This window comes from Marinigracilibium pacificum (assembly GCF_012926615.1).
Lineage (GTDB): Bacteria > Bacteroidota > Bacteroidia > Cytophagales > Cyclobacteriaceae > Mangrovivirga > Mangrovivirga pacifica.
In genome coordinates this window covers 1-26048 of the sequence record NZ_JABBNU010000018.1, presented here as the reverse complement: position 1 = coordinate 26048, position 26048 = coordinate 1, and the positions used below count along the sequence as shown (strand labels likewise).

Genomic DNA, 26048 nt, shown 5'->3' with positions numbered 1-26048 from the left:
TAATTAGTTTAGATTAAAACCAAAACTAATTATTATGTTTACCCAAATTAAACATGGCGCATTATTATGTGTTGCAGGATTGCTGTGTGCCTGCTCAAATCTAGAAGAACAGCCAGTTGCCCCATCACATCAGGAGGTAATTGAAGTAACCCCACCCATATCAGAAAATGAGCGATCTGCTGGTCCCGGAGGGGGAGTAATTATGCAAGCATTTTATTGGGATGTACCCGCAGGCGGTAATTGGTACAACACGATAAAGTCAAAGATTTCAGATTGGGATGCTGCCGGTATCAGCGCAATATGGCTTCCCCCTGTTTCAAAAGCAATGAATGGCCCTTACTCAATGGGTTATGACCCATTTGATTACTTTGACCTTGGGGAATACAATCAAATGGGATCGGTTGAAACCAGATTTGGCTCCAAAAATGAATTGATTAGTCTTATTAATACTGCTCATAATAAGAATATTCAGGTATATGCAGATATTGTAATTAACCATAACAGCGGAGGAGCTTTAGAAAACAATCCGTTTACAGGTACTAAGACTTACACTGACTATAACCCCGCATCAGGTAAATTCTTTCGTTCAGCAGGTGACTTTCATCCGAATAACTATGCCAATAATGACCAGGGCGTGTTTGCCGGATTTCCGGATCTTAGTCATTCAGTACCCTATGTTCAGGGTTGGCTCTGGAAAAATAGTAACAGTGTAGCAAAGTATTATAAGAATGTTATAGGCTTTGATGGCTGGCGATTCGATTATGTTAAAGGCTTTGGAGGCTGGGTTGTAAGAGACTGGGTCAATGAGGTAGGTGGCTTTGCTGTTGGTGAAAACTGGGATGGTAATGCAAATAACCTCAAAAACTGGGTTAACAGCACAAATAGAAAGGCCTCTGCATTTGACTTTGCATGTTATTATAAGTTAGATGAAGCATTCGATGGTAATGACCTTACTAAATTGAATGCTGATATGCTTTGGAAAAGAGATCCTTCTAAAGCAGTGACATTTGTATCTAATCATGATACGGATATTATCTGGGATAAAATGCATGCATATGCTTATATATTGACTCACGAAGGATATCCTACGATATTTTATAGAGATTATGAAGAATGGTTAAATAAGGATAAACTAAAAAATCTGATATGGATTCATAGAAATCTGGCAGTCGGAAATACAAGTATTCTTCACGTTGACAATGATGAGTATATAGCCAGACGTAATGGTAATCCTGGAATTGTAGTTTATCTAAATGATTCAGGATCATGGGTTGAGAGATGGGTACAGACTAACTGGAATAGTATTAGAATTAAAGATTATACAGGTAACTCAAGTTGGGAACCTGTGACTCAGGGCAATGGATGGGTGAAAATCCAATGTCCTCCAAATAGCTATACAATCTGGAGTAGAATGTAACGCAATTAGGTTTAGGTCAGTTAAAAGGAGCCACATTAGTGGCTCTTTTTATGATCTAGTATTTAGCTTATCATATTCATAATAAATCACAGATGTTTCAGTGTAATTATTAATATTCGTCAGTGTCATTTTGTTTTTTGATAGTTTATACCAGAATTGATTTTAAATTAGGAAATCGGATAATTTATTTTCGATAGCACTTTAATAGAACTGAAATTGCTTCTTCACCTAAAATAACAGACCATCATGAAAACTGCTGTGTTTAGTACCAAATCATACGATAGACATTATTTTAATAAGTTCAATACTTCAAGTGAACATGAATTAACTTTTTTTGAGGCTCCATTAAATGTTGATACAGTTAATCTTACAGTTGGATATGAAGCTGTTTGTGTGTTTGTAAATGATAATTTAAATAATGAAGTGATAGTAGAATTGGTGAAAAATGGAGTGAAGGTTATTGCTTTAAGGTGCGCAGGTTTTAACAATGTTGACTTGGAATCTGCAAAGGTAAATGGGGTAACCGTTGTTCGCGTTCCTTCATATTCTCCTCAAGCAGTAGCAGAACATGCTGTTGCATTGATTTTGACATTAAACAGGAAGACTCATAAAGCCTATAATAGAATAAGAGAAAGTAATTTTTCACTAGAAAGGTTAACCGGATTTGATATATATGGTAAAACTGTGGGAGTTATCGGCACAGGTCATATAGGAATGTTATTTGCAAAAATAATGTTGGGTTTTGGGTGTAATGTAATTGCATATGATATCAATAAATCTAATGAGCTAGTATTGGCAGGTGTAGAATATACCGATTTAGATGATTTGTTTGGTAGATCAGATATTATTTCACTTCATTGCCCATTGTTGCCTCAAACTTTTCATTTGATAAATGAAGACTCAATAAATAAAATGAAGGATGGCGTTATGTTAATAAATACTTCTAGAGGAGCACTTATTGATACTTCTAATGCAATTACAGCATTAAAATCTGGTAAGTTGGGGTATTTGGGAATTGATGTATATGAACAGGAAGAGAAATTGTTTTTTAAAGATTTATCGGAAAAGATAATTCAAGATGATGATATCTCCAGATTAATGACATTCCCAAATGTTTTGATCACAGCTCATCAGGGATTTTTTACAAGAGAGGCATTAGAAGAAATATCCAAAACAACCTTGAGCAATTTATCAGATCTTGAAAAGGGTGATAAATGTCAGAATGAAGTAAAAATATAAAAGGGGCTTTAAAGCCCCTTTATTAGTCTTATGCTGCCATTCTTAATTCGTAATCTATCTTTAGTTCGTCTTGTCGCCCAAGAGTTTTTAAAAGTTTAAAATGACTTTTAAGCGCTGATCTAAATGATTTTTCGTAGAAGTATGGAAGCTTATATTTTTCAGTTGTCTTTTGAATAATCTTTGATATTTCCGGATAATGAATATGGCAAATATTCGGGAATAAGTGATGTTCAACCTGGAAGTTTAGTCCTCCAATAAAATATGAAAGCACTTTATTTCTCATTGCAAAATTAGAAGTGGTCAATATTTGATGTACAGACCAGTTTTCCTGAATAAGTTGTTCATCTTGCATAATGAAGTCAGAAGTAGGAACAACGTGTGCAGGTTGGAATATTAAACTTAATAAAACTCCGGCTACCATATGCATTACGACAAACATTGATATAGTTAACCAAACAGGCTGATTCAGAACAACAATTGGAAGTACAAGAAAAATGCCGATATAAAAAGCTTTACCAATGGCAACTTTTGTCAGGCGAGTAACAACTTCTTTGTTAGATTTAATAAGTTCTTTTTTCTTGTATGTGAATACCTTTATAAAATCTTTAACAGCAACCCACTGGATAGTAGAGATACTGTATAAAATTGGAGCATAAAGATGCTGGTATCGATGAAACCATCTTCTAGGCTGATTAGGAGTGAATCTTAATACGTACCTTGGTTGGATATCTTCATCTGCATGCTCAATATTGGTGTAAGTATGGTGAAGTACATTATGCTGGTACTGCCAAAGTTTGCCATCAACTCCCATCAAAGGAGCAGTTAACCCTAATAGCTTGTTTATTAGTTTGTTGTTGGATAAAGAGCCATGCAAAGCATCATGCATTACAGAAGTTCCTATAAATGCCATTCCCGCACCCATCAACATCCATAACAAGAACATAAGTGGTGTACTTTGAATCACTCCGGATAAAATAAGAACAAATGGAATTAGGTAAACCGAAAGGGCAAAAAATGCTTTGAATAAAGCTGTACCACCACCTGTTTTTCTTATTTGGTTCTTTTTAAAGTATTCGTTAACTCTTTGTTTTATTTCAGCTGAAAACTCTTTGTTTAAAGTTCTTGAAAATTTGTATCTGATCATAAATTGTGAATTTTTCCTGGCTAATTAAATAGTCTCAATTGATTAGATATTTAACCAGAAACTATATTTCATTATTGGTAATTATCAAATTTAACTATTTGTATTCATGATAGCTAATTAAATTTCTGATACACTTTAAATGGTGTGTAATAGAATTAATAATTAGTTCATAATTATACTAGAGATTGACATTTATGGCTTTATATTGATTTCATATACAAGGTTTTAGAGGTTTTGGTTTAAATTGTTAATGGAAAAAATTAACGTAATCTCATGGAGTATTATTTTAACAAAAAACTTTCTGACCAGACTTTTGACGGTGCAATAACTTTGGTGACAGATCGTCTAAAGGATCAAGGATTTGGTATTTTAACGGAAATAGATGTAAAGTCTACATTTAAGAAGAAATTAGATGTTGACTTTAAAAACTATAAAATATTAGGAGCCTGTAATCCTGAGTTTGCCTATAAAGCATTGAATTTAGAGGATAAAATCGGAGTTTTTCTACCATGTAATGTTATCGTTGAAGAAAATAAAGATGGAGTTATTGAAGTTTCTGCTGTTGACCCTTTAGCTTCAATGGGAGCAGTACAGAATGAAGAACTTCATGAGGTTGCTTCCGAGGTGAGGAAAAGGCTTCAAGGTTTAATAAATGATTTGTAGATTTTTTAAAAAAGTGAATTGATAAATAAAAGGAATAATATCCAGGTGGATAAGTGGGGGAATATTGAAGATTATGAAATCTTCAAGTTTACTCTGGAAAACAGGAATGGAACACAGGCCGAATTTTCAAATTATGGGGCACATTGGCTTTCTTTGAGACACCTTAATATGGCAAGTCAGTTTACAGACCTTTTGTTAGGGTATGAAACGTTAGAGGAATTAATCTATGATAAATTCTTTTTTGGGTCAACTATTGGAAGATTTGCGAATAGAATTGCAAAAGGGAAATTTAGAGTTGAGGATCAAGAATATACCCTTTCTGTAAATAATGGTCCGAATCATCTGCATGGTGGAAGTGGGTTTAATACCAAAGTTTGGGATTATAAGATAGTTGAAGACAAAATACAATTTACTTACCTAAGCAAGGATAGTGAAGATGGATATCCCGGTAATTTGAAAGTGCATGTGACTTACTCATTATCTGATGATGATGAATTGATAATAGATTATTTTGCTTCAACAGATGCTCCGACAATAGTTTCTCTTACCAATCATGCTTATTTTAATTTAAATGGTTCAGGGTCAATATTAGATCATAAGCTTCAGATAAATTCAGAAAAGTTCACGCCTATAGATAGTACTTCTATTCCTTTAGGATATTTAAAATCTGTGTCAAAAACACCTTTTGATTTTAGAACGCCAAAACTTATCCGAAATCAAATTACGATGGAGGATGAACAATTGGTCATGGGATCAGGATTTGATCATAATTATGTGCTGCAATATGACTCTTTACTTTACAATGCAGCAACTTTAATAAGTGAATCATCAGGAAGAGGAATGGATGTATTTACAACAATGCCAGGGATTCAGTTTTATTCGGGCAATTTTCTGGATGGTGTAAAAGGAAAAGGTGGAGCTAATTATAAAAAGAATAATGGGGTGTGTTTGGAGACTCAGTTTTTTCCAGATTCTCCTAATCATATGTCCTTTCCTTCAGCAATTTTAAATCCAATGGAATTATATCGTCATCAAAGTGTTTATAAGTTTTATAATTTATAAATTAAAGTTTAAAACATTTGCCCAATGATTAAAATAGGATTTTTATTGCTCTCAATCTTAATGATTGTAAGTCCCATTGTATTTTTTTTAAAGTCACCGGAAAAGAATAAACTAACAAGAAATTATTTGTTGATCATTACTATTTGGATGATTTATATTTTAGGGTTGAGTTTTTCTGGGGTCTTAAAATCTTTTGATTTACCTCCCAGAGTTCCATTATTGATAATTATACCTTCCATTATTTTATCTGTTTGGTTAACTGGTCAGTCAATATTCAAAAGAAATCTTTCGGTGTTTTCACAGACCTTTCCTGTATTTATTCAGGCTTTCAGAGTTGGAGTGGAAATGTTGATATTCGGAGCTATACTCTATGGTTTTTTTCCTGCAGGTGTAAGTTTTGACGGGACCAACTATGATATTATTGTTGGTATTTCTGCTCTATTTACAGGATTTCTGATGGTCAAAAATTTCATTGGTAAAAAAGGAGTTCTGGCCTGGAATATAATTTCATTAGTGATTTTAACAGGTACGGGATTAACTTTTGTAGCCACATATTATCTGACTGATAACTTTCCTGAAGAAGTAAACAGAGCTAATCTTACCGAATTTCCATTTGTATTGTTACCAGGAATTTTATTACCATTTGCTATATTTTATCATGTTGTCTCGATTAGGCAATCATTGTTAAAAGGTTAGTGAAAATGAAGGTCAAATTTCTGATATGGTTTTTGCTTTCAAGTATTCTAAGTTTTATTGGGTTTACCCAGGATAAGACAAAGCTTGATAGATATTTTTCTAATAAGATTGAAAAGCTCGGGATTGTGGGGCTTCAGGCTGCTTATCTTTCTAAAGGGCAATTAAAATGGAAAAATAGTTATGGGGTGAAGAATTATCTGGATAATAATCCTGTTAATGATACTACCCTTTTTATGATTGCCTCTTCGACCAAGCCTATTACAGCAATCGGAATAATGAAACTATATGAAGAGGGTGTTATTGATCTTGATGCCAATATTAATGATTACCTGCCATTTGAAATTTGCAACCCGAATCATCCGGAATCAAAGATCACCATAAGGATGTTACTGAGTCATTCTTCATCAATAATTGATAACTGGGATGTTCTTACTCCTTTATATACAACTGAAGAAGGTGGTGATTCACCTGTTGAACTTCATGATTTTATCAGGGAGTATTTTGTCAAAGGTGAAAAATATTATGATTCTGTAAAGAACTTTTCAGCAGATCCGCCCTTAACACAAAGAGTTTATAGTAACATGGGAATAGTATTGTGTGGATATATTATTGAATTGGTATCAGGGGTTGAATTTGAGGAGTATATGTATAAAGAGGTATTTGAACCATTGGGCATGAATAATACTTATTGGTTTTTAAGAGATATACCTCATGATAATATTGCAAACCCACATGAACTTGCTGATAAAAAAGGGAATTCTCCAACTGTATTAAAACATTACGGATATGCAGATTATCCGGATGGACAAATAAGAACAACTGTATCTGATTATTCGAAAATTATTGAGTTAATGCTGAATAAAGGTGTGGTGAATGGACATCGCTTTTTGAAAGCAGAAACAATCCATGAAATGTTAAGGGTCCAATTCCCGGATACAGATAAACATCAGGCGATTGCATGGAATTATAATGAGTTTGACCATTGGTTTTATTATTTATTAATGAAGAGATTGCCTTCTCATACCGGTGGTGATCCGGGAGTTGCGACGGTGGTATCGTTTGATCCTGAAGAAAGTACAGGTGCAATTGTTTTTGTTAATTCACCTCCAAATACCTTTGGTGGAGCAAAAATTTTTTATCTTGACATGATTAAGAAACTTTTAGAAGAAGCATCAAAAAATAACTAATGGCATCACTTTTTGGACATGCCTTCGCGGCACTATCGACTGGTTCTATATTACCTTCAAAAGTAAATCTTTGGAAATTAATAGCGTTAGGAATGATTTGTTCTATTATTCCGGATGCTGATGTAATAGCATTTAAATTTGGAATCCCTTATGAAAGTATCTGGGGACATCGTGGTTTTACTCATTCGTTTTTATTTGCTTTCATGCTTTCTTTAATATTAACTGTCCTGTTTTATAAGAATTATTTGTTTACCGGATCAGGGATTATTATTCTATTTTATTTGTTTATTTCGACATCATCTCATCTTATTCTTGATGCATTAACAACAGGGGGATTAGGTGTAGCAGCTTTTTTTCCATTTGATAATAATCGATATTTTTTGCCATGGAGACCAATAAAGGTGTCGCCTATCGGCTTAGGGAATTTCTTTACTTCCAGAGGTTTGGCAGTAATTAAAAGCGAGTTGTTATGGGTTGGTGTTCCGGGAGTGCTTTTTATTGGATTTTCGTATGTTCTTAAAAGGATTTTTGCCTCAAAATCATGACTTCTCGTTATATGATAGTAAATATTTTAATTATTGTTTCAATAATATTTTCATGTCAGGACAGTCAATCCGGATCAGCTTTAACTGATTCTGATTTTTCAAATAAAAGTATTCAACATGTAGATGAACCAGACGGAAATACGGTGCTCACAAGGTTTTCTACGCCGGAAGGTTACAAAAGAACTGATGTTCAGCCTGACTCATTTGGGAGTTTCCTAAGAGATTTGCCTTTGAAGGGTAAGGGTGAGAGTGTTTTATATTATGATGGACGCCGGAAAACAAGGGCGGGAGTCTATTTAGCAGTTGTTGATTTACCAATAGGAACAAAAAATCTTCATCAATGTGCTGATGCCATAATGCGTTTAAGAGCAGATTATCTCAGAGCTCAAAAACGGTATGATGAAATCCATTTTAATTTCACTAATGGTTTCAAGGCAGATTATCAAAACTGGATGAATGGAAATAGAATAAGGGTTTCCGGAAATAATGTAAGCTGGTATGCAGGAGGTCAGTCTGGAGACAATGACAAAAGTTACTGGAGATATTTAGAAATGGTCTTTAGCTATGCAGGAACTCTTTCTCTGTCTAAGGAATTAAAGTCAAAGGATATTAGCCAAATTGAAATTGGTGATGTTTTTATTCAAGGAGGTTCGCCAGGTCATGCTGTAATTGTGGTAGATATGGCCGTTAATCAGAAAGGAGAGAATTTGATGATGCTGGCTCAAAGTTTTATGCCTGCTCAGGAAATTCAAATACTGGCAAATCCTCGAGATTTGCAATCCCCTTGGTATCTTGTTAAAAGTGGAACGCTGAAAACTCCAGAATGGACCTTTACAACAAAAGACCTGAAAACCTTTTAAGCAGGTTTTATTAAAATAATATCGTTGTTACTCTGTTAATCATTCATGATGAGAAATATACTATACCTAATACCAATATTGCTTTGTCCGGTTTCAATCTTTGCACAAAAATATACAGCAATTACAATTGATGATGTCCCAAATACCAGTAAACCTAACTCGGAATTGCTTTCAGTTTTAGATTCTGTTAATGTGCCTGTATCTATTTTCATAAATGAACAAAAGGTTTATACTGAAGGTCGACTGGATGAAAGAAAGCTTAAAATACTAGAGGAATGGTCTAGTAGGGATTATGTGAGTTTAGGAAATCATGGATTTAGCCATCAAAGGTATTCTACTACAGGTATTGATAAATACAAAGATGAGGTTGTTGAGGGAGAAAGGCTAACCAGAGAACTGGCTGATAAATATGGAAAAGAACTTAATGAGTTTAGATTTCCATTTAATGATCTTGGAAAGGATTCAATTCAGCAAAAAGAAATTCATGATTATCTATCGGGTATGGGGTATTCAATTACACCTTTTAGCGTGGAAAGTAGTGACTGGATGTTTAGCTTTCTTTACAATAGATATCGGAAAACCGGGGATTTGGCAAATGCTCGCAGAATCGGAGAACATTATGTAACTTATACATTAGATATGTTTGCATATTTTGATAGTCTCTCGAACAACGATTATAATAAAAATATCAAGCATATTTATTTGTGTCATGATAATAAACTAAATGCAGATTACCTTCCTGAAATTATAGATAGACTTCAAAATTCAGGTTATGAAATTATTAGTTTAGCAGAGGCACTTGAGGATCCGGTTTATAAACAGGAAAATTATTATCATAAAAAATTCGGTATATCATGGTATTACCGATGGATAGCTGATCCGAGCCATCGATCCAAACTAATGAGGTCTGAACCATCAATACAAGATATTTATGAAGAATTTGAAAAATTTAATAATCAATAACTGTGCGTAAGGTAGTTTCTTATACAGCCATAAGTCTTAATGGGAAAATTGCTGATAGCAACGGAGGAGTTGCCTGGCTAGATAAAATTCCAAATCCTGATAAATCAGATTTTGGCTATGCAGAGTTTTACAGTGAAGTTGAAGTAACAATACAGGGGAATGTTACTTATGATCAGGTGCTGGGGTTTGATTGTGAGTTTCCATATAAGGGAAAGGAAAATTATGTACTTACCAGAAGGAATGACCTTGCCTCGGATGAAAATGTAACCTATATAAATACAGACCCAATAGAATTTATAAAAGGCCTAAAATCAGAATCCGGAGGTGTGATTTGGGTTGTGGGTGGAGGCCAGGTTAATACATTGCTGTTATCAAATGGATTAATTGATGAAATAAGGGTTTTTATAATGCCTGTGATAATCGATGATGGTATTGAGCTATTTAGTGAAAATCAGGTGTTTGTTGACCTTGAATTAAGTAAAAACAAGGTATATGATAATGGTGTAGTAGAGTTGGTATATAAAGTTAAATCATAATAAGAAATGACATTCAGGGTTACATGCTTATTATACTTAATTTTAGTTTTTAATTTCTTGACAGGGTGTAATACTGAAAAGCAAAATGAGGATGAGAAAGTGTCTGAGTTAAAATCCGAGAAGGATTCAAAAGACAAACTACCTGTTCTCGTTGCAGAATTTGATGGAATTCAGGTTACAGGAGTAAGTGTATCTTCAAATGGGAGGGTATTCGCTAATTTTCCTCGATGGCGTCCAGATATTAATATGTCTGTAGCAGAAGTTGACGAAGCTACAGGTTCGCATTCACCATATCCAAATAAGGTATGGAATAGCTGGAAGTCTGGTAGCCCCATATCAGATTCGACATTTGTAGCTGTTCAGTCAGTTTTAGTAAAGGATAATAAGCTATTTGTACTTGATACCAGAAATCCATTTTTTCAAGGATTAATCGGGCAACCCAAACTATTTGTTTTTAATCTGGATGATGATAAACTTGAAAGGGTTTATTCTTTTCCTGAAGGCACTGTAAAACCCAATTCTTATGTTAATGACCTAAGAATTGATAGAAAAAGAAATAAAATATACCTGACTGATTCAAATGAACCAGGGCTTATAATTTTGGATATGGAGTCTGGTGAATCATTCAGAGTTCTAGATAATCATTATTCTACCAGGGCAGAAACCGACTACCTTAAAATTGACACAATAACCTGGAAGGGTACAGTTCATTCAGATGGCATTGCCTTAAATCCAAAAACGGATGAGTTGTATTATCATGCTTTATCAGGTTATACTCTATACTCGATTTCAGTTGATTCATTAATTCAGGGTTCAAATACAATTGAAAATGCAGTTAATAGGATAGCCAGAACCTCTGCACCAGACGGGATGATATTTGATTCAAAAGGTAATCTATACTATGCTGACCTCGAGAAGCACAGGATTATGTTCATGACCCCCGATAAAAGTCAGCATATTTTAGTAGATAATATTAATGTGAGCTGGGCAGATACATTCAGTATTTATAATGGGTTTCTCTATTATACAAATTCCAAAATTCACCTTGCCGGAGCTGATGTTAACAATATGGTTTTTTCGATTTATAAGATTTCAATTGATCATTTATAGATCGAATTTACAATAAAACATCAAATACCTTTTTTGAACATAATATTCATAAGTGCTAATCAAACTTTCAGTAAACGAATCCTGTCTAATTGCTCTGGTATCTAATGCATTATACAAGCTTGAGCCAAATTCCCATGGGCTACCTCCCTTTCGATACGAAAAGTAAACATCAAGAAATGAATATTCAGACTGGGTGTTTATGGTTTTACTTTTGTAAAAATTGTATTCGTATGTAGGTTTTAAGCTGAAATTCTTAAGGAAATTAATGTTTATCTCTGCATAAGGGCTTCGAGTGATGAATATTGAACTATTTATTGTCGATTTATAATCGTTAATTCTCTCTCTGTAGCCTAATTCCAAGTCAACTGATTTTAATATGGTGGTTACAATTCCCAGATTATATGAATAGCCCCATGATTTATTTAATACCGGTTGGTCATTGGAATAAAAATTGGTTTTTTGATATGAAATGTCTGCTCCTCCTTCAATAAGGAAACTATTAAATTTTTTAGTTGAGTTAAAAATGAATGTTGCAGCCTCATTAATTTCTCCAATGTTATCTGGTGTATTAATTCTATTCGTTCCTTCAAAATTCACAATTGGGGTTATTTCATTTAATTTTCTCTGATACCCTAATCTGGCAAAACCACTAAACCCACTGACCAATCGGTAAATTCTATAATTAACACTTAAGTTATGGTAAATTCCATTATTAACAGAAGGGTTTCCCTTGTATAAAGAGTTGTAATCAGTAATAATATATCCGGGTGCGAGTTTCTGAATATCCGGAAATAGGGCTGTTGCATTATATCTTAACGTTATAGATTGAGATCTTGTCAAATCCAATTTGGTATACAATTCAGGTAGAAACAGGGTCTTACTATATGACGAACTTTCCTGATTTGTATTGGCTATTGAAATTTTATTTATTGTAAAGGAAGGGTTGAATATTAATTGACCCCATTTAGCTTTATATCCAGCACCAAAGTAAATATTAGTGTTTCTAAATGTCGAATTATTAATGAAATCATCACTGCCAACTGGTCTATTTACCTCTTGATCAGTTTGTGTTATGTTTGAGGTGAATTTTTGATTTGTTTGCGAAAATCCAGTTTTTAGACTTATATGGTTGGTCCGGTTTAGTATTTGATAAAAATTAAGAACTGCATTGTATTGATTTGATTTAACTCCAGAATATTGAGTAAGATTATATTCTTCAGCAGGGTTGATATTTATTATAGGAGATAACGTTGACTGATCGGTTATAAGGTTAAGTTCAGGATTTATTCTTTTGTGATTGGCGGAAAGGTCTGCGGAGAAAATTTGATTTTTGTTAAAGCTATGATATAGATTGAATTGTTGGTCAAAATCAAAAGGGTCTCTGTTTCTGGTTAGAATAATATTATTATCTGTGTCTTCGAATATTGAAAATAAATTCGAGCTATTTAACAATTCACCGAATTTTGAGAACAAACTGTATTTGGCAAAAGTGTTTTCTGAAGGAGTAAAAGTGGTGGTGTATTTTACCATTCCGGAATTTTGATTAATCTCATCAGTTGTGTTTAATATTTCATTTTGGTTTTCTTCTGTATTCAGATATGATCTGTAAGATCTGGAGGCCATTTTATTTTTGGAGTTAAATCCGATAGCAAATGCAGAATGCCTCCATCTTTTGTTCAGAGAGAAGTTAATGTTTAATGCTCCAAAATGATTATTTAATTCTGTTGCATTTGACCGATTAGTCATCGGTATTCCCATATCTTGATTAATATTGATTTCAGTCCCGGATTGATTGCTAATACTTGATAACCCGCCTGTGAATCTAAAATAGTCGGAAATTGTAAATGCTTCTTCACCAATATTATTTGCATCTGCTATTAGATTAGAGCTAAGTTTTTCCGAATAATAGAAAGTATTAGCATGCCTTGAATACCGTTTTTCCGGACCAATACCTGCAGTTATATCTCCAAATATGAGATTTGTCTTTCCATCTTTTAATTTGATATTTAGTGCTAATTCATCATCATTTTTTAAACCTTTCATGGGCGATGCTTCAGAGTAGTCTTTTAACACTTGAACTTTATCAACCACATTTGCCGGAATATTTTTAGTAGCAAGCTTTGTGTCTCCATCAAAGAAAGTCTTTCCTTCGATCATTACCTTATTTACCTTTTTCCCCTGCACTTTTACTTCACCATTTATATCAATCTCAATACCAGGCATTTTTTTAAGAAGATCACCTAGTTTTCTTTCCCGTCCATTTGCAAAAGCTTCTGCTTTGTAAATAATGGTGTCACCTGATATTAATACTGGTATATCAGCAACAACCTGGAATTCGTTTAAGGTTTCTGTATTTGTATGAAGGGTGAAAATTTGAGGATTCGCTTTATTTTCTTCTGCCATCAAATACTGTTCAAATTTTTTATAACCGACATAGGTTATTCTAAGAAGAAAAGTTTTTTTCTCTTTAAGTATTAATTTGAATTCGCCCTTAGCATTTGTTATTGCAAAAGAGCCTATCTGGTCAGTTTCCGGATCAATGGCAACAACATTTGCAAACTCAACTGCACTGCCTGTGGAATCAATGGCTACTCCATAAAATGATAAATTTTGAGAATATATACAAGTGAAAAAAAGCGAGAAGAAAATAAATAGAATCCTTTTCATTACAATTACCCTCCTATTTTAATGTGAATTTCTTTTTCTCCATTTCCATTATATTTCTTCATCATTTTCTCCATGTCTTTTTCCATCGCTTCATCAAATTCCTTTTCGGTAACTTCCTTGCCTTTTTTCGGGATTTTGATATCAATGCCATCTTCCGGGTTAAGAATAATCTGACTACATAAAAATTGAATATCTCCTGATTTTAGTTCTAGAATAAGTCCTGGAAGCCCCCATGATTTAGCAGGGCCATTACTAACAGGAATGCTTTCGGTAAACCATGCAACAACCTTGATGGTGTCAGTAGCATCGGTCATTTTTTCCATTTCAGAGGAGAAATTCTTTGTTTCTACAATTTTATCATAGGTCGCTTTTTTGCATGTGTACTGCCCTATTTGTTTCGTTTCTGAGGTGATTTTCCAATTGATAAGCTCTAATTGATCAGTTATTTTATAGTCTTTTTCAAACATTGATTTGCCTTCAATAAATCTGCCCTCTCCTATGTTTTTGTAAAGAATCTCATTAGCTGAGAGTCCGACTAATTCAATAACCATTCCCCCTGAAGAGGCTTGTGCCATACCATTATTTAATGATTCAAGTTGCTTCCAATGAGATTCCGTATTATTAAAAACCAATTCATAATCTCTTTGCATTTGCTGTTGTAATTGTTTTTGGATTTGCGCACTTACCTCCGGGTTTGTGTCTGTGCTGTCAAAATTTATTTCGACCTTAAAAAATGATTTATAGATTGCTTTACCTGTGACTTGCTGAGCAATAGTACTGCTTGATGAATACACAATCATCAATACCAGAATGGATATCTTTAGAATATTTTTCATGATAGTTAATTTTTCTGCTAAACAACAAATAGTAGTCTTAACAAGCCGTTAAGCAGTGTTAACGTGTGTTAACCTTCGATTTTTCTGATTTGATAATTGTATATTTGGTTAAATGGAGAAGCAAAAATTTAAATTAATAGGCTTTTTGATAATCGGAATGATTCTCCTGACTGTTTTTATTCAGTTGTATAGGAATATCCAGATTTATAATACTGTTAAAGACCAGATCAGAAAGGAAGTTCAACTATCCTTTGATAACAGCGTGGAGGAATATTATGCGGATAAAGCCAAAGATGATATTTTTCATATTTTTGGAGATGAGCCTATTATAGAAATTGACTCCGTCAGCCTGATAAATTATGACGTTAAGGGAAAAAGTATTGGCGATTTTAAATTAGTTGAAAAAGGCAATGGTAACATCAAAATGTCTAATTGGGTTATGCCTAAATCAGATTCATTTGCCTTAAATGATAAAGAGAAATTATCTGAAAGTGAGTTTGTAATTGATTCGATATTTAATTTAAAAGACCATGATATCGATCATATTAGTGTAATTGAACAAGAGTTTTCACTAGACTCTATGCATCAAATAAAAGATCTTACCAAAAAAATTATCATTTCAATTGTTCAGGACTCCATTGATTTTAACCTGTTACAAAACATTTTGACAAAAGAATTTGGACGAAGGGATTTAGAATTAGATTATTCTCTTCTTCACTATAAAAATGATCAGTTACTTGGTGAGCTTAGTAACTCTGAAGTCAGCATAAAAGGTGATACATTAGTCGCTCAGTCAACCTTTTTGCCGGGTAATCAATATGTATCTATGGTTTTTAATACAAAGCCAATTCACGTATTTAAAAGAGGGTTGGTTGAGTTTGCTGTTTCGTTAGTGTTTGTTATAGTTATATTCTGGATATTATTATATCTGTACAGGGTAATAAAGCAACAAAAAGAGCTTTCAGAAATAAAAAATGACCTGATAAGTAACATAACCCACGAGTTTAAGACACCTATTGCAACTGTGCTGAGCGCTCTGGAAGGAATTGAGAAATTTAATAAGACCAATGATCCTGAAAAGACCAGGAAGTATCTCGGGATTTCAAATGTGCAATTGAAAAAATTGAATTCAATGGTTGAGAAGTTGTTGGAAACAGCAACTTTGGATAGTGAAGAGCTAGAAATGAAAAAAGAGAATGTGGATCCTTCAGAGATATTATTTTATTTGAAGGAAAAATATGAGGCAGTAGCTTTAGATAAAAAGGTAATACTAGAATTACCAGAACAGGTAGAAATTATGAATGTGGATCCGTTTCATTTTGAAAATGCCATATCAAACTTACTTGACAATGCTATAAAGTACGGAGGTGATGAAATCAGACTAGTCCTTACTCAGAGATTAGGGTATCATGAAATCTTGGTTACAGATAATGGAGGGGGGCTTGACAGTTCTCATAAAGAGAAAATATTTGAAAAATTTTATCGAGTACCAAAAGGTAATCTTCATGATGTTAAAGGATTTGGAATCGGCTTATATTATGTGAAAAAGATAATTGCGAAACACGGTGGTGAGATTGAATTGATTACAAAGGCAAACAGAACAGACTTTAAAATTAAATTATCATGAGTTCTATCATAAAAATATTACTTGCAGAAGACGAAATTTCTTTGGGGACAATAGTAAAAGAAAGCCTGGAAAGCAGAGAATTTTCTGTAACTCTTCAAAATGATGGAAACTCAGCTTATGAGTCCTGGGAAGAGGGAGAATATGATGCAGTAGTATTAGATGTTATGATGCCTGGGATGGATGGGTTTACTCTTGCTAAGAAAATTAGAAAGAAAGATGAACGAATCCCAATTATTTTTCTCACTTCAAAGTCGCAGACTAAAGATGTTGTTGAAGGGTTTAGTTATGGCGGGAATGATTACATCAAGAAACCATTTAGTATGGAAGAGCTTATTGTTCGGATTGAAGCATTGGTGGGAAGGACAAGGCCTGAACAAGAAGTAAAGCAGTGGGTGGAAATTGGTAATTATCAATTTAATTTTCCTAGACAAATACTCAGGATTGATGAAGAAGAGCAAAATCTGACATATAGAGAAGCAGTTTTGCTAAATGAACTCTATCAAAATAAAAATGAATTAACTGACCGGTCAACAATTCTGAATGAAATTTGGGGTGGAGATGATTTTTTTAATGCCAGGAGTATGGACGTTTTTATTACTAAACTTCGTAAAAAATTAGTTTCAGATCCAAATGTTCAAATTGTTAATTTGAGAGGTTATGGGTATAAGCTGATATGTTGAAAAAAATACGTAATTTAGTGTAAATAGAAATTTTTAGATGATCAGAAAATACCATCATAATTCAGATTTTTCTGCAGTAATTGAATTATTTAGACTAAATACCCCTCAATATTTTGATCCGGAAGAGCAAGGTAATTTGGAGGCATATCTCAATGATTCGAATCATCACTATTTTGTAAAAGAAGAAAATAATAAGGTGATTGGTTGTGGTGGATATCACATGGTTGATAGTATTGATGACATGGTTAGATTAAGTTGGGATATTGTGCATCCTGATCATCATGGGAAAGGCGTTGGCAGTGAGTTAATTAAATACATTTTAAAATTGGTTCGAGAGGAAGGCGATGCACGAAAAGCAGAGGTGTGGACTTCACAAATTGCAAATTCTTTTTATTATAAATTTGGTTTTAGATCAATAGAGATGGTAAAAGATTATTGGGCTGATGGTTTTGATTTATATAGAATGCAAATGGAATTAAAATAAAAAAGCGCAGTAACAAATTGCTACTGCGCTTTAACCTTAATCTGTTTTAAACCTAAACCTAAACAGTTATTAAAAAAACCTATGAGATAAAAGGCAATTATTATGCCAATTTTGTAAAATAGCTGTTTTTATTATTGCTTATTTTATAAAGCAAATATAAATATCAGAATTAAAGCGTGATATGATTTTTTTAATGTTTATATATGATTTTCATGTTTTAGATAAATGTGTTCGAAAATGAAGTAGATATGTGCTGATTTGGACACAATAATAGTTTTCTGGGAGCAATCCTTATTTTTTTGAGAAGTAGACATTTGAAGGGAATAAATATTTTTTGGTATGCTTGTATTTAGAATAATCATTGTTTTGACTTGTATGTATGCTCTGTATAATATTTTGAGAGTTGATGATTTACTTTCTAAAATAATTTTAGGGCTTCAAGTGTTGTTTATGGGCTTGCTGGTTTTTGAGTCTCCCATGACTAAAACAATTAGTTTTATACTGTATTCTATTTCATTGATTCTGATAATAATTTATGGAATGACTAAAATAGATGATGGTATTCTGAAGAAACTGATAATGATATCGCTGGCTGGTATTCTATTAATTAATAATATCATAAGTGTTTTACACATGCCTAAGGTTATGATTTTAAGTAAACTAGCAGTATTACCAATTGCTGGAGTAGCATATCTCTCATATAAATATCCGACTAGCATGCGGAATGAGTTTGGTTTTTTGGTAATTACCTCTGCATTTGCCTTGATCAACATATTAAGTTTAAGCTAATTAATAGATATGGATAATAGGGATAAGGAAAAATACTCAGTTATTGTTTTTTCTGGGGTGTTTTTATTTGTTGTCCTGTATTTATATCGATCTTTTGGTATTCAAACTGAAGAGTCTTTTTCAGGTCATAGTTTATTTTTCAGGTCTGTGTGTTTTGGATTACTAGCATCATTCTCTTTTGCTTTTAATGAATTATTACTAAAGAAATTTATTAATGTCGAAGCCAAAGTAAATAAATTCTTATGGAGGCTATGGGAGGTTGTTTTTACTGCTCATCTTATCTATTTACTTTTTAATATTTTCTGGAATTGGACTGAGTTGAATTTAGAAAGCTATTTTTTAATGCTTTTTGAGTTTGCCGTTGTAATGGTAGTTCCACTTACCTTTGTTCATTTTTTATTTCAAAATGATTCGAAAGATCTAATTGTAGATCTGATTAATATTAAAGGCGATAATGGCAAGACTCAATTAAAGGTTAAGCCAGAAAATATTTTGTACTTTAAGGCTGAGGATAATTATGTTGATATTTTTTATCGGTCTGGAGGTCAGGTTAAGAGTAAGCTAATAAGAAATTCTTTGAAAAACTTTGAGGAGGAATTAGCTTCAATTTTAATTCGTTGTCATAGAAGTTTTTTAGTCAACCTTGACCAAGTTGAGCATGTAGAGACCAAGGCAGGAAAAGTATTTTTATTATTTGATACTAATCATCAAGTTCCTGTTTCTAAAAAGTATCAAGATAATATTGTGAAGTTGTGATTTTATTTCACCACAAATCGTAGAATTTCACCCCTTTTACTTTACACTTTGTTGATTATAATTGATTTAGGTTGTTTTATTGTATTCAATTAATCAAAGTGTATGAGGAGTATATATTTAATTTTTTTATTAATAGTTCTGTGGTCTTGTAACCATAAATCCACTCCGGAAGGGTCTGATAATACTTTTTACGGTGTTGATAGTTTAATTAAGGCGGAAAACGGATTGGACAAATTTTCAGGTGTAATTAAACTGAAGAATAATGGTGATGAATTTAGTTGTACAGCTGGTGTAGCAGACAGGAATTGGCACATTGAAATGGATACCTCTTTTGTGTTTGATATTGCCTCTTTGAATAAAAGTTTTATAGCTACATTAATCATGATTGCCACTGAGGAAGGTAAGCTGTCTCCTGATAATAACCTGAATGATATTCTAGCAATTCATGGCTATTCTTCTGCCTTCCCGGATAGTATTACCCTACATCATTTATTGACACATACGTCAGGAATTCCTGATTACAATGAAATTGATGAAGAGTTGAAACAAGGCAATTTCATGAAATTCAAGCGAAGTCAATTTTCAAATAGGGAGTATATAGATTTTGTTGCTAAACTGGAGCCTGTATTTCTTCCCGGAAAGGGGTTTTACTACAGTAATTTTGGTTATCATTTATTAGCAATAATTCTCGAAGAAGTGTATAAGAAATCTTTTGGCGAGATATTGAATGAGAAAATATGTGTTCCTCTGGGTTTGAGAAATACATATTCTATTATTGATCGTCGGAAGGTTATTCCAAATCTTGTTGAAGCATATGAACAAGACCGTGAAACCGATGAATATTTGAAGAATGATTATATTGATTTGAGTATTGGGAGAAGAATCTTTAGCACAAGTTCGGACATGGTAAAATGGGCAGAGTCTATGAACAGTAACGTGTTACTTTCTGAAGAATCTCTTCAGGTTATGAAAACAAATCATATCTCCAAAATTGATTCTACTAATTCTTATGGTTATGGCTGGATTGTATTTGATGGAGGTAACTATTCGATGGGCAATCTGAATATTAGTAAACCATATATAATTCATGGAGGTAATACAGGAGGCTATAGATCATTGTTAGTTAACATCAATGATGGTGAAACAATTATTTCAATGTTGGCGAATACAGGAAGTAATTCAAATCTATTAGGAATTGCAGATAATGTTTTGAAAATCTTAAATTATAAATAATGAAGCTAAAATTAATAATTATAACATTGCTTTTATCTGTTCAAATTATCAGTGCTCAAGATAACAGTTTGAATGGGTTATGGGAGATAACAAGCGTCAAGGTTGGAGATGAACAAATGACTCCAATTGGTAAGTGGACACGAATTAATGGGGATGGCACCTATGAATCGGGAAATGGATGGATTCAGAATGGCGCGGGACGATGGTCATTTAATAAAACCGAAAAATTAATTTCATTGAAAGATGATTATATAAAAGAAGATATTGATGTTCCTTTTAGTATAACATTTCGTGACAATGAAATGATTTGGGAAAGAAAAGAGGAAGGGACAAATGTTAAGGTTCATCTTAAAAGAATTGACGAATTACCAAGAGAGCATGCAGAGAAATTAGTTGGTGTATGGGAAAAGGTTGAAAATAAAAATGAAGAAATTTTGATGCTTCGTTGGGATCGGGTTTTTGTAAAGAGAATTGATGGCAAACAATCTGGTGGATATTGGCACCCACATGCTCATAAACCTGAAATTGGATTTATTAATTACGATAATTCAAAGCCGCATGAATACTATCAGGTTGAATTCGTCGGTGATCAGCTAGTGCTTACAGGAGTTAGTAAAGAGGTTAAGGGAAAGAAGGTGATCTATATCCGAAGTAATTAACATTTTAAGGTAAAACCTTATTAGTATTAAATTCAATTGTAAATAAAATTAGCGAGTGACCAATTTTAATTATTGGTCTTATTTTTCTATCATTGGCTTTTGTTTATTCCCAGTAAACAGGATTTAACTATGCAATTTTTTGAAATGATGATAGAAAATGAGCTTAAATGGCTCAAAAGCTGTATTGATATGCGTATGGCAGGTTATGAATTGTCTCCGGAAAGTGAAATTGAATTTCCGGAAGCACCAAAAGTTCCGGAAGAGGGATCTGCCTATGCTGAATTTATAATTAAAAATAATCTAACTATTCATGAACGATTAGTATTAGCATTAGCTATTGCTCCACATGCCTGGCCAGACTTAATTAATGGGCTATTGTATAAAGGGCGTTTAAGCACTGCGAAACTGATTAACTCCGAAACCAAAGCTCTGTTGTTACCTTCTGGTGAAACAGCTTTATTTTTGCTTTCGGGTAATAACCTTTCGATGAGATTAAAGGCCTGTAGGTTTTTTGATTCTGACCATGTCTTTTACAGACGAGGAGTACTTTCAATCCGATCAGCTGGAAATACTGGCACGCAATATGACGGAGAGCTACGATTGAGTCAGGATTATGTTGAAAGCTTTCTTTTTAACTCTGTTAGAAGACCTAAATATTCATCTGACTTTCCTGCGCACTTACTTACAACAACCCTTACCTGGGATGATCTTGTCTTGAACCCAAATACTGAAGAGAAACTTCAGGAAATGAATGATGCCATAATTCATAAAGATGCATTACAAAATGAATGGGGTCTTGGGGCTCATATAAAGCCTGGATATCGGGCAATATTTTATGGTCCTTCAGGTACCGGGAAGTCTTTAACAGCGACATTACTAGGCAAGTCACTTAATAGAGATGTTTACAGGGTTGATCTATCCGCTGTGATATCAAAATATATAGGTGAAACAGAAGAAAATATTAGTAAGCTGTTGTCTAAGTCTGAGGATAAGGGATATATCTTGTTTTTTGATGAGGGAGATGCTCTTTTTGGAAATAGGTCTAAAGATGCCCAAAATAGTAATGACCAACATCATAATCAGTTAATAGCCTATCTATTACAAGCAATAGAGAATTATAATGGAATAATTATCCTTGCAACCAATATGAAAGCCAATCTTGATGAAGCATTTTCAAGACGTTTTCAGAGTTCAATCTTCTTTGGGCCACCAAAAAAAGAGCAAGGATTGAAAATATGGCAGCAATTGTGGCCAAAGCAACTCGAGCCGGACAAAACTTTAGATTTTAAAATGTTAGCTGTTGCCAAGCCTTTTACTGCAGCAATGATAGTGCAGATTATACAGGTGATATCGTTAAGAGCCATAAGAAGTGGTCGATATAAGGTTGGGATGAATGATATAAAACAAGTCGTAGAAGAATTAGCTAAGAAATAACCATTATGTATAAAGGGGCTTATCGCGCCGATGAGGCAACCAAAACTGAAAAGTTAAAAGAACAAAAATCCGAGAATACTGATTTTGAATCTGATGAAAGTGGTAGAATAATAAAAAAACAGGAAGAGAAGAAAGAAAAGAATTATACACAATACTCAATTCTGCCTAATCATTCAGATGATTTTTATAATAAAATCTATGCTAAGCCTGGTAAAGATGAAATCAGGTCATTAGTAACATATAACGAAGATGGGTTATTAAAGGGACTTCCTATTTTTGAAGCATATAATGAAACTGATGAATGGATAAGAGTTACTACAGAAATAGATGGTGAGATGATTTCCGGATATGTCTTTCTTGAAATCATTCAAACGCATATTAATGAGGTGGTGATTGATCAGTTTAGTAGTATGGAAAATAAACGTTCTGCTATTACTAAGGAAGAAGGTGCTCAGATTTATAAGTCAAAAAATAAAAAGGATGGGCACATACTGGAATTTGGAACCGAAATATATATTCAAAGGATAGAAAAGGATGGGCTGGCATGTATTTCGTGTGAAGGTAAGACTTATTATACAGAAGCTGAAAATATAGATACTCTTCTCGAAATGCCTTATGCTGGTTCGAAACTATATAAAATTAAGGCTGGAGATAAGATAAAAAAGGTATTAAAAAATTATTATTCGACACTTGATTTACCTCAAAACGTAATTGCTGCTGCGATACTTTATCATAATAACCCTGAAAACCTGCAAGGAGTAAGAATATATTATACTGGTGAATTTGATTTTGAAAAAGGAGGAAGTTATATAGAGGAAAATGCTAATCAGTTCTCATTAAATGAATTTTCATTTCAAGAAGGAGATACCCTGTATTTACCACACTCGAACTATATCAATCTTTTCAATTCAAAATTTAACTCATTTAACCTTCTTGATACATTAAAAGATCAGTTTAAGAATTTAACTCAATCTGCACAAAATTTTGTTGATGAACATTGGCCTGTAGGTTTTGGAGCCTATTATGGTCTGGATGTTGGAGCAACATTTATTTATCCTGTCGGGGCAGATGTATCTATACAAAATTATTTTTATCGCAAAGACGATAATAAACTTGGCCTTAAAACCTTTTTAAAAGGTAGAGCGGGAGGAGAAACTGGTGCTGGTGCTGGTTTTTATGTTGGTAATAAGAGTAAAAAAAAGGATGCTACAGTAATTGGAGGGAAAATTGGAGTTAATGCTGAGCTTAAAGCAGCTTTAATGACCTCAGCTGAATTTGAGTTTCCAATAAAAGATAATGACTCAATCGTAGCGGCTCTGGCTGCCATATCAAATTATTCTGACGGATCTGCATATCAATTATCAGCTATGTTTTTTGATACATTGTTTAGCACTCAGCTTAATCCGGAGCATTATGTGACTAAAAGGAAAATGGCTTTTGGATTAGAAGGTCAGGTAAGTGGAGCAGGAAGCTTGGGGCTTAGCAAATCATCGAGTGATAAAGAACAAGATGGTTATACACATAATGATGTCTATGCACCTGAAAATGCACCAGGTTCTTTTTCTCCGGATGGAACGAATTCAAGTCTTTATGAAAAGGTGTGTAGCTATTTGAATTTAAAGGCCGAAGCATTACTCGGTGGAAATATTACCACAGGAGTTGAGTTTCATAATGACTTAAAGTATGAAGATGAGCGAATGGCTGTTAAGAAGACTCAGGCTATTGTCTTTATTGAGGCTGGAACAGAACTAAACCTGACTACAGATTTGTCAATGCTTGGTAAGTTAGGGCCAATGTTTGGCCGAGGTTTTGGTGTGAAATTAATCTTTGATAAAGATAATGAGGCAGAAGAGCCAGAGTGGAGTTTTCCTACAATGAAGCTATATTCAATGACCGGAGAACTGGATTACTATGAAGGTCAAGGCAGTGAGTTAGAAGTGGGGTTAGGAAAGAACTTGAATGAATCTGTTGAGTACATGGAGAATTTAAATAGAGACACTTTTATGGATCTAATTAAATCAACCAAGATAACCAAGCGGATTTATATAAATGATTTTATGCCAGGTATCATTCAAAGTAAATTGTTAGTAAATAAGAATCGAGAGCAAAGGTTATTAGATAATCGAAATACCAATAAAGCCAATACAAAGGCAAATTCATCTCCGTTTGGGTATGCAGATATAAATGGATATTTGGATGTTGAAATTGATCTAGCGAAAGTTTCTAGTAGAGTATTAGAAAGATTAAGCAGAAGTATACTTGGTTTATTCGATGGGAGTGATGTCTCCGAAAAAATGTTCAATGCATATAAAGCTGTTGTTGATTTCCTTCACGGAGAACCTATTGATTCCTATTTTGTAAAGGAAAAGATGAATGTTATAAGTGATTTTGTAAGTTATATGTCTACACTTTTTACAAAGGAATCTTTGCCAAAAGTGATTTTACATACAGAGTTTGGAGCGGGGATTGCTGGAGGAGTTTCGGCTGCATTGGGAGCAAAGGTGAAATTAGCAGGTGGTGCTAATGGTGGTGTTGTTTATGAAAAGGATTTAACTCATGAGGCGTTGAATTGGATTCAAAGTCTTGGTGTGGAAATTAAAAACTTTGCTAATAATCAAATAAGTGAAGAATTTAAAAAGAAACTCGAGGCTAATTTTGATTATTTCATAAAATAATAATGGAAAATAAGGAGTTATTAGTCACTCCTTATTTTTTATACTCTCGTCCATTCAGATCTATGAAAAATGATTCGTCATTAAGCTGTACATTTATGAGGCCATCATTATTCCAACCGAAATCATTTATGTTATGATAAATTGGTGGGATAATTATGTTTCCTTTATGGTCAATAGCCCCATATAATCTAGGAGTAGTGTCCATTACATTTAATCTATAAATATCATTTTTTGAAGTATTATTAAAAACATCAATTGAATTTGATGTTTTAAATAAAAAGTCTAAGTTTTTATCATAAACGTCTTCAAAGTTATTTATGTAATCTGTTGCGATAATTAATTGCCCTAATTTAAGTATGGAATTGTATTTTCCTTTCGGTATGATAAGTTGTTTCTCTAAATTTAATAAAGCTGAAACTGGCATGTGATTTTCATCATAGCCAAAATCTATTGGGCATAATCCATTTTCGAAACCCAATAAATGATAATCTCCAAGAGGGTATATTAACTCTCCTGACAGATAATTGATTGCTCCATATTGACTTTCTCCTTCTTTATTACTTTTTTTAATAGCAACAGTAGCATGTTTATTTGAGGTAATATTTATGAAATCATATTTTGATACATCAAGAACTGCTATATTCTTTTCATTTATTATATGTTTTTTATTTCCTTTAGTAACAATACTATGTCCAAAATAGAAAGCAGTTGCAAAATCATACTCAAAAGGAATAACGGTATTCATGTCTTTATCAACGAATCCGATTTTGTCTCCTTTTTTTTTTT

Annotated in this window: 24 protein-coding genes; 20 read left to right on the top strand and 4 right to left on the bottom strand. The window is 33.3% G+C overall.

Going from position 1 to position 26048, the window contains the following annotated elements; all coding sequences use genetic code 11:
* Positions 1 to 34 precede the first annotated feature (34 nt).
* Entirely contained in the window at positions 35 to 1417 is a 1383-nt protein-coding gene (locus tag HH304_RS20920; RefSeq protein WP_169685248.1) for an alpha-amylase, read from the top strand.
* Positions 1418 to 1663: 246 nt separating this feature from the next.
* Complete coding sequence (locus tag HH304_RS20915; RefSeq protein ID WP_169685247.1) at positions 1664 to 2656, top strand: 2-hydroxyacid dehydrogenase; 993 nt, start codon at positions 1664 to 1666, stop codon at positions 2654 to 2656.
* Positions 2657 to 2684: 28 nt separating this feature from the next.
* Here the strand turns inward: HH304_RS20915 and HH304_RS20910 are convergent, their stop codons facing one another.
* Positions 2685 to 3800, bottom strand: coding sequence for a fatty acid desaturase family protein (locus tag HH304_RS20910; protein WP_169685246.1), 1116 nt, complete (start codon positions 3798 to 3800; stop codon positions 2685 to 2687).
* A 273-nt stretch (positions 3801 to 4073) separates the two neighbouring features.
* Between HH304_RS20910 and HH304_RS20905 the strand changes: the two genes are divergently transcribed.
* Genes HH304_RS20905 through HH304_RS20865 form a run of 9 tightly spaced genes read left to right on the top strand, consistent with a single transcriptional unit; the run spans position 4074 to position 11422 of the window.
* Complete coding sequence (locus tag HH304_RS20905) at positions 4074 to 4463, top strand: DUF302 domain-containing protein (RefSeq protein ID WP_169685245.1); 390 nt, start codon at positions 4074 to 4076, stop codon at positions 4461 to 4463.
* An 18-nt stretch (positions 4464 to 4481) separates the two neighbouring features.
* Entirely contained in the window at positions 4482 to 5525 is a 1044-nt protein-coding gene (locus HH304_RS20900) for an aldose epimerase family protein (protein WP_271711726.1), read from the top strand.
* 24 nt (positions 5526 to 5549) lie between these two features.
* Entirely contained in the window at positions 5550 to 6221 is a 672-nt protein-coding gene (locus HH304_RS20895; protein ID WP_169685244.1) for a hypothetical protein, read from the top strand.
* Positions 6222 to 6226: 5 nt separating this feature from the next.
* Positions 6227 to 7408: a serine hydrolase domain-containing protein gene (locus tag HH304_RS20890; protein ID WP_169685243.1), complete on the top strand. Its 1182-nt coding sequence runs from the start codon at positions 6227 to 6229 to the stop codon at positions 7406 to 7408.
* Positions 7408 to 7953 carry a metal-dependent hydrolase gene (locus tag HH304_RS20885; protein ID WP_169685242.1) on the top strand — a complete coding sequence of 182 codons (546 nt, stop codon included), beginning with the start codon at positions 7408 to 7410 and terminating at the stop codon, positions 7951 to 7953. The genes HH304_RS20890 and HH304_RS20885 overlap by 1 nt, the downstream gene beginning before the upstream one ends.
* Entirely contained in the window at positions 7950 to 8813 is an 864-nt protein-coding gene (locus tag HH304_RS20880; protein ID WP_271711725.1) for a DUF4846 domain-containing protein, read from the top strand. The genes HH304_RS20885 and HH304_RS20880 overlap by 4 nt, the downstream gene beginning before the upstream one ends.
* A gap of 48 nt (positions 8814 to 8861) precedes the next feature.
* Positions 8862 to 9776, top strand: coding sequence for a polysaccharide deacetylase family protein (locus HH304_RS20875; RefSeq protein WP_169685241.1), 915 nt, complete (start codon positions 8862 to 8864; stop codon positions 9774 to 9776).
* Positions 9777 to 9778: 2 nt separating this feature from the next.
* A complete protein-coding gene (locus HH304_RS20870) occupies positions 9779 to 10312 on the top strand; it encodes a dihydrofolate reductase family protein (RefSeq protein WP_169685240.1) in 534 nt (177 codons plus the stop codon).
* A gap of 6 nt (positions 10313 to 10318) precedes the next feature.
* Positions 10319 to 11422 carry an L-dopachrome tautomerase-related protein gene (locus tag HH304_RS20865; RefSeq protein ID WP_169685239.1) on the top strand — a complete coding sequence of 368 codons (1104 nt, stop codon included), beginning with the start codon at positions 10319 to 10321 and terminating at the stop codon, positions 11420 to 11422.
* Here HH304_RS20865 and HH304_RS20860 read toward each other — a convergent pair.
* Positions 11417 to 14089 (bottom strand): carboxypeptidase-like regulatory domain-containing protein, encoded by a 2673-nt coding sequence (locus HH304_RS20860; protein WP_169685238.1) that lies wholly within the window; start codon positions 14087 to 14089, stop codon positions 11417 to 11419. The two genes, HH304_RS20865 and HH304_RS20860, sit on opposite strands and share 6 nt — an antisense overlap.
* Positions 14090 to 14094: 5 nt before the next feature.
* The gene (locus HH304_RS20855) at positions 14095 to 14925 is read right to left on the bottom strand and encodes a GLPGLI family protein (protein WP_169685237.1); all 831 of its coding nucleotides are present in this window, start codon (positions 14923 to 14925) and stop codon (positions 14095 to 14097) included.
* Between the two features lie 112 nt (positions 14926 to 15037).
* On the opposite strand from HH304_RS20855, the gene HH304_RS20850 reads away from it, so the two are divergent.
* The 9 genes from HH304_RS20850 (at position 15038) to HH304_RS20810 (ending at position 25262) form a co-directional block, all read left to right on the top strand.
* On the top strand, positions 15038 to 16552 hold the full coding sequence (locus HH304_RS20850; protein WP_169685236.1) for a sensor histidine kinase: 1515 nt from the start codon (positions 15038 to 15040) through the stop codon (positions 16550 to 16552).
* Positions 16549 to 17232, top strand: coding sequence for a response regulator transcription factor (locus HH304_RS20845; protein ID WP_169685235.1), 684 nt, complete (start codon positions 16549 to 16551; stop codon positions 17230 to 17232). The genes HH304_RS20850 and HH304_RS20845 overlap by 4 nt, the downstream gene beginning before the upstream one ends.
* 37 nt (positions 17233 to 17269) lie before the next feature.
* The gene (locus HH304_RS20840; protein ID WP_169685234.1) at positions 17270 to 17716 is read left to right on the top strand and encodes a GNAT family N-acetyltransferase; all 447 of its coding nucleotides are present in this window, start codon (positions 17270 to 17272) and stop codon (positions 17714 to 17716) included.
* Positions 17717 to 18055: 339 nt separating this feature from the next.
* Positions 18056 to 18505: a hypothetical protein gene (locus HH304_RS20835; RefSeq protein ID WP_169685233.1), complete on the top strand. Its 450-nt coding sequence runs from the start codon at positions 18056 to 18058 to the stop codon at positions 18503 to 18505.
* Between the two features lie 9 nt (positions 18506 to 18514).
* Positions 18515 to 19261, top strand: coding sequence for a LytTR family DNA-binding domain-containing protein (locus HH304_RS20830; protein WP_169685232.1), 747 nt, complete (start codon positions 18515 to 18517; stop codon positions 19259 to 19261).
* Between the two features lie 102 nt (positions 19262 to 19363).
* Entirely contained in the window at positions 19364 to 20494 is a 1131-nt protein-coding gene (locus HH304_RS20825; RefSeq protein WP_169685231.1) for a serine hydrolase domain-containing protein, read from the top strand.
* The gene (locus HH304_RS20820) at positions 20494 to 21153 is read left to right on the top strand and encodes a hypothetical protein (RefSeq protein WP_169685230.1); all 660 of its coding nucleotides are present in this window, start codon (positions 20494 to 20496) and stop codon (positions 21151 to 21153) included. Before HH304_RS20825 ends, HH304_RS20820 begins: the two co-directional genes overlap by 1 nt.
* Before the next feature lie 129 nt (positions 21154 to 21282).
* A complete protein-coding gene (locus HH304_RS20815) occupies positions 21283 to 22587 on the top strand; it encodes an ATP-binding protein (protein WP_169685229.1) in 1305 nt (434 codons plus the stop codon).
* Positions 22588 to 22592: 5 nt separating this feature from the next.
* Entirely contained in the window at positions 22593 to 25262 is a 2670-nt protein-coding gene (locus tag HH304_RS20810) for a hypothetical protein (RefSeq protein ID WP_169685228.1), read from the top strand.
* A 31-nt stretch (positions 25263 to 25293) separates the two neighbouring features.
* Here HH304_RS20810 and HH304_RS20805 read toward each other — a convergent pair.
* On the bottom strand, positions 25294 to 26048 hold a 755-nt coding region (locus HH304_RS20805; protein ID WP_169685227.1), incomplete at its 5' end, for a WG repeat-containing protein.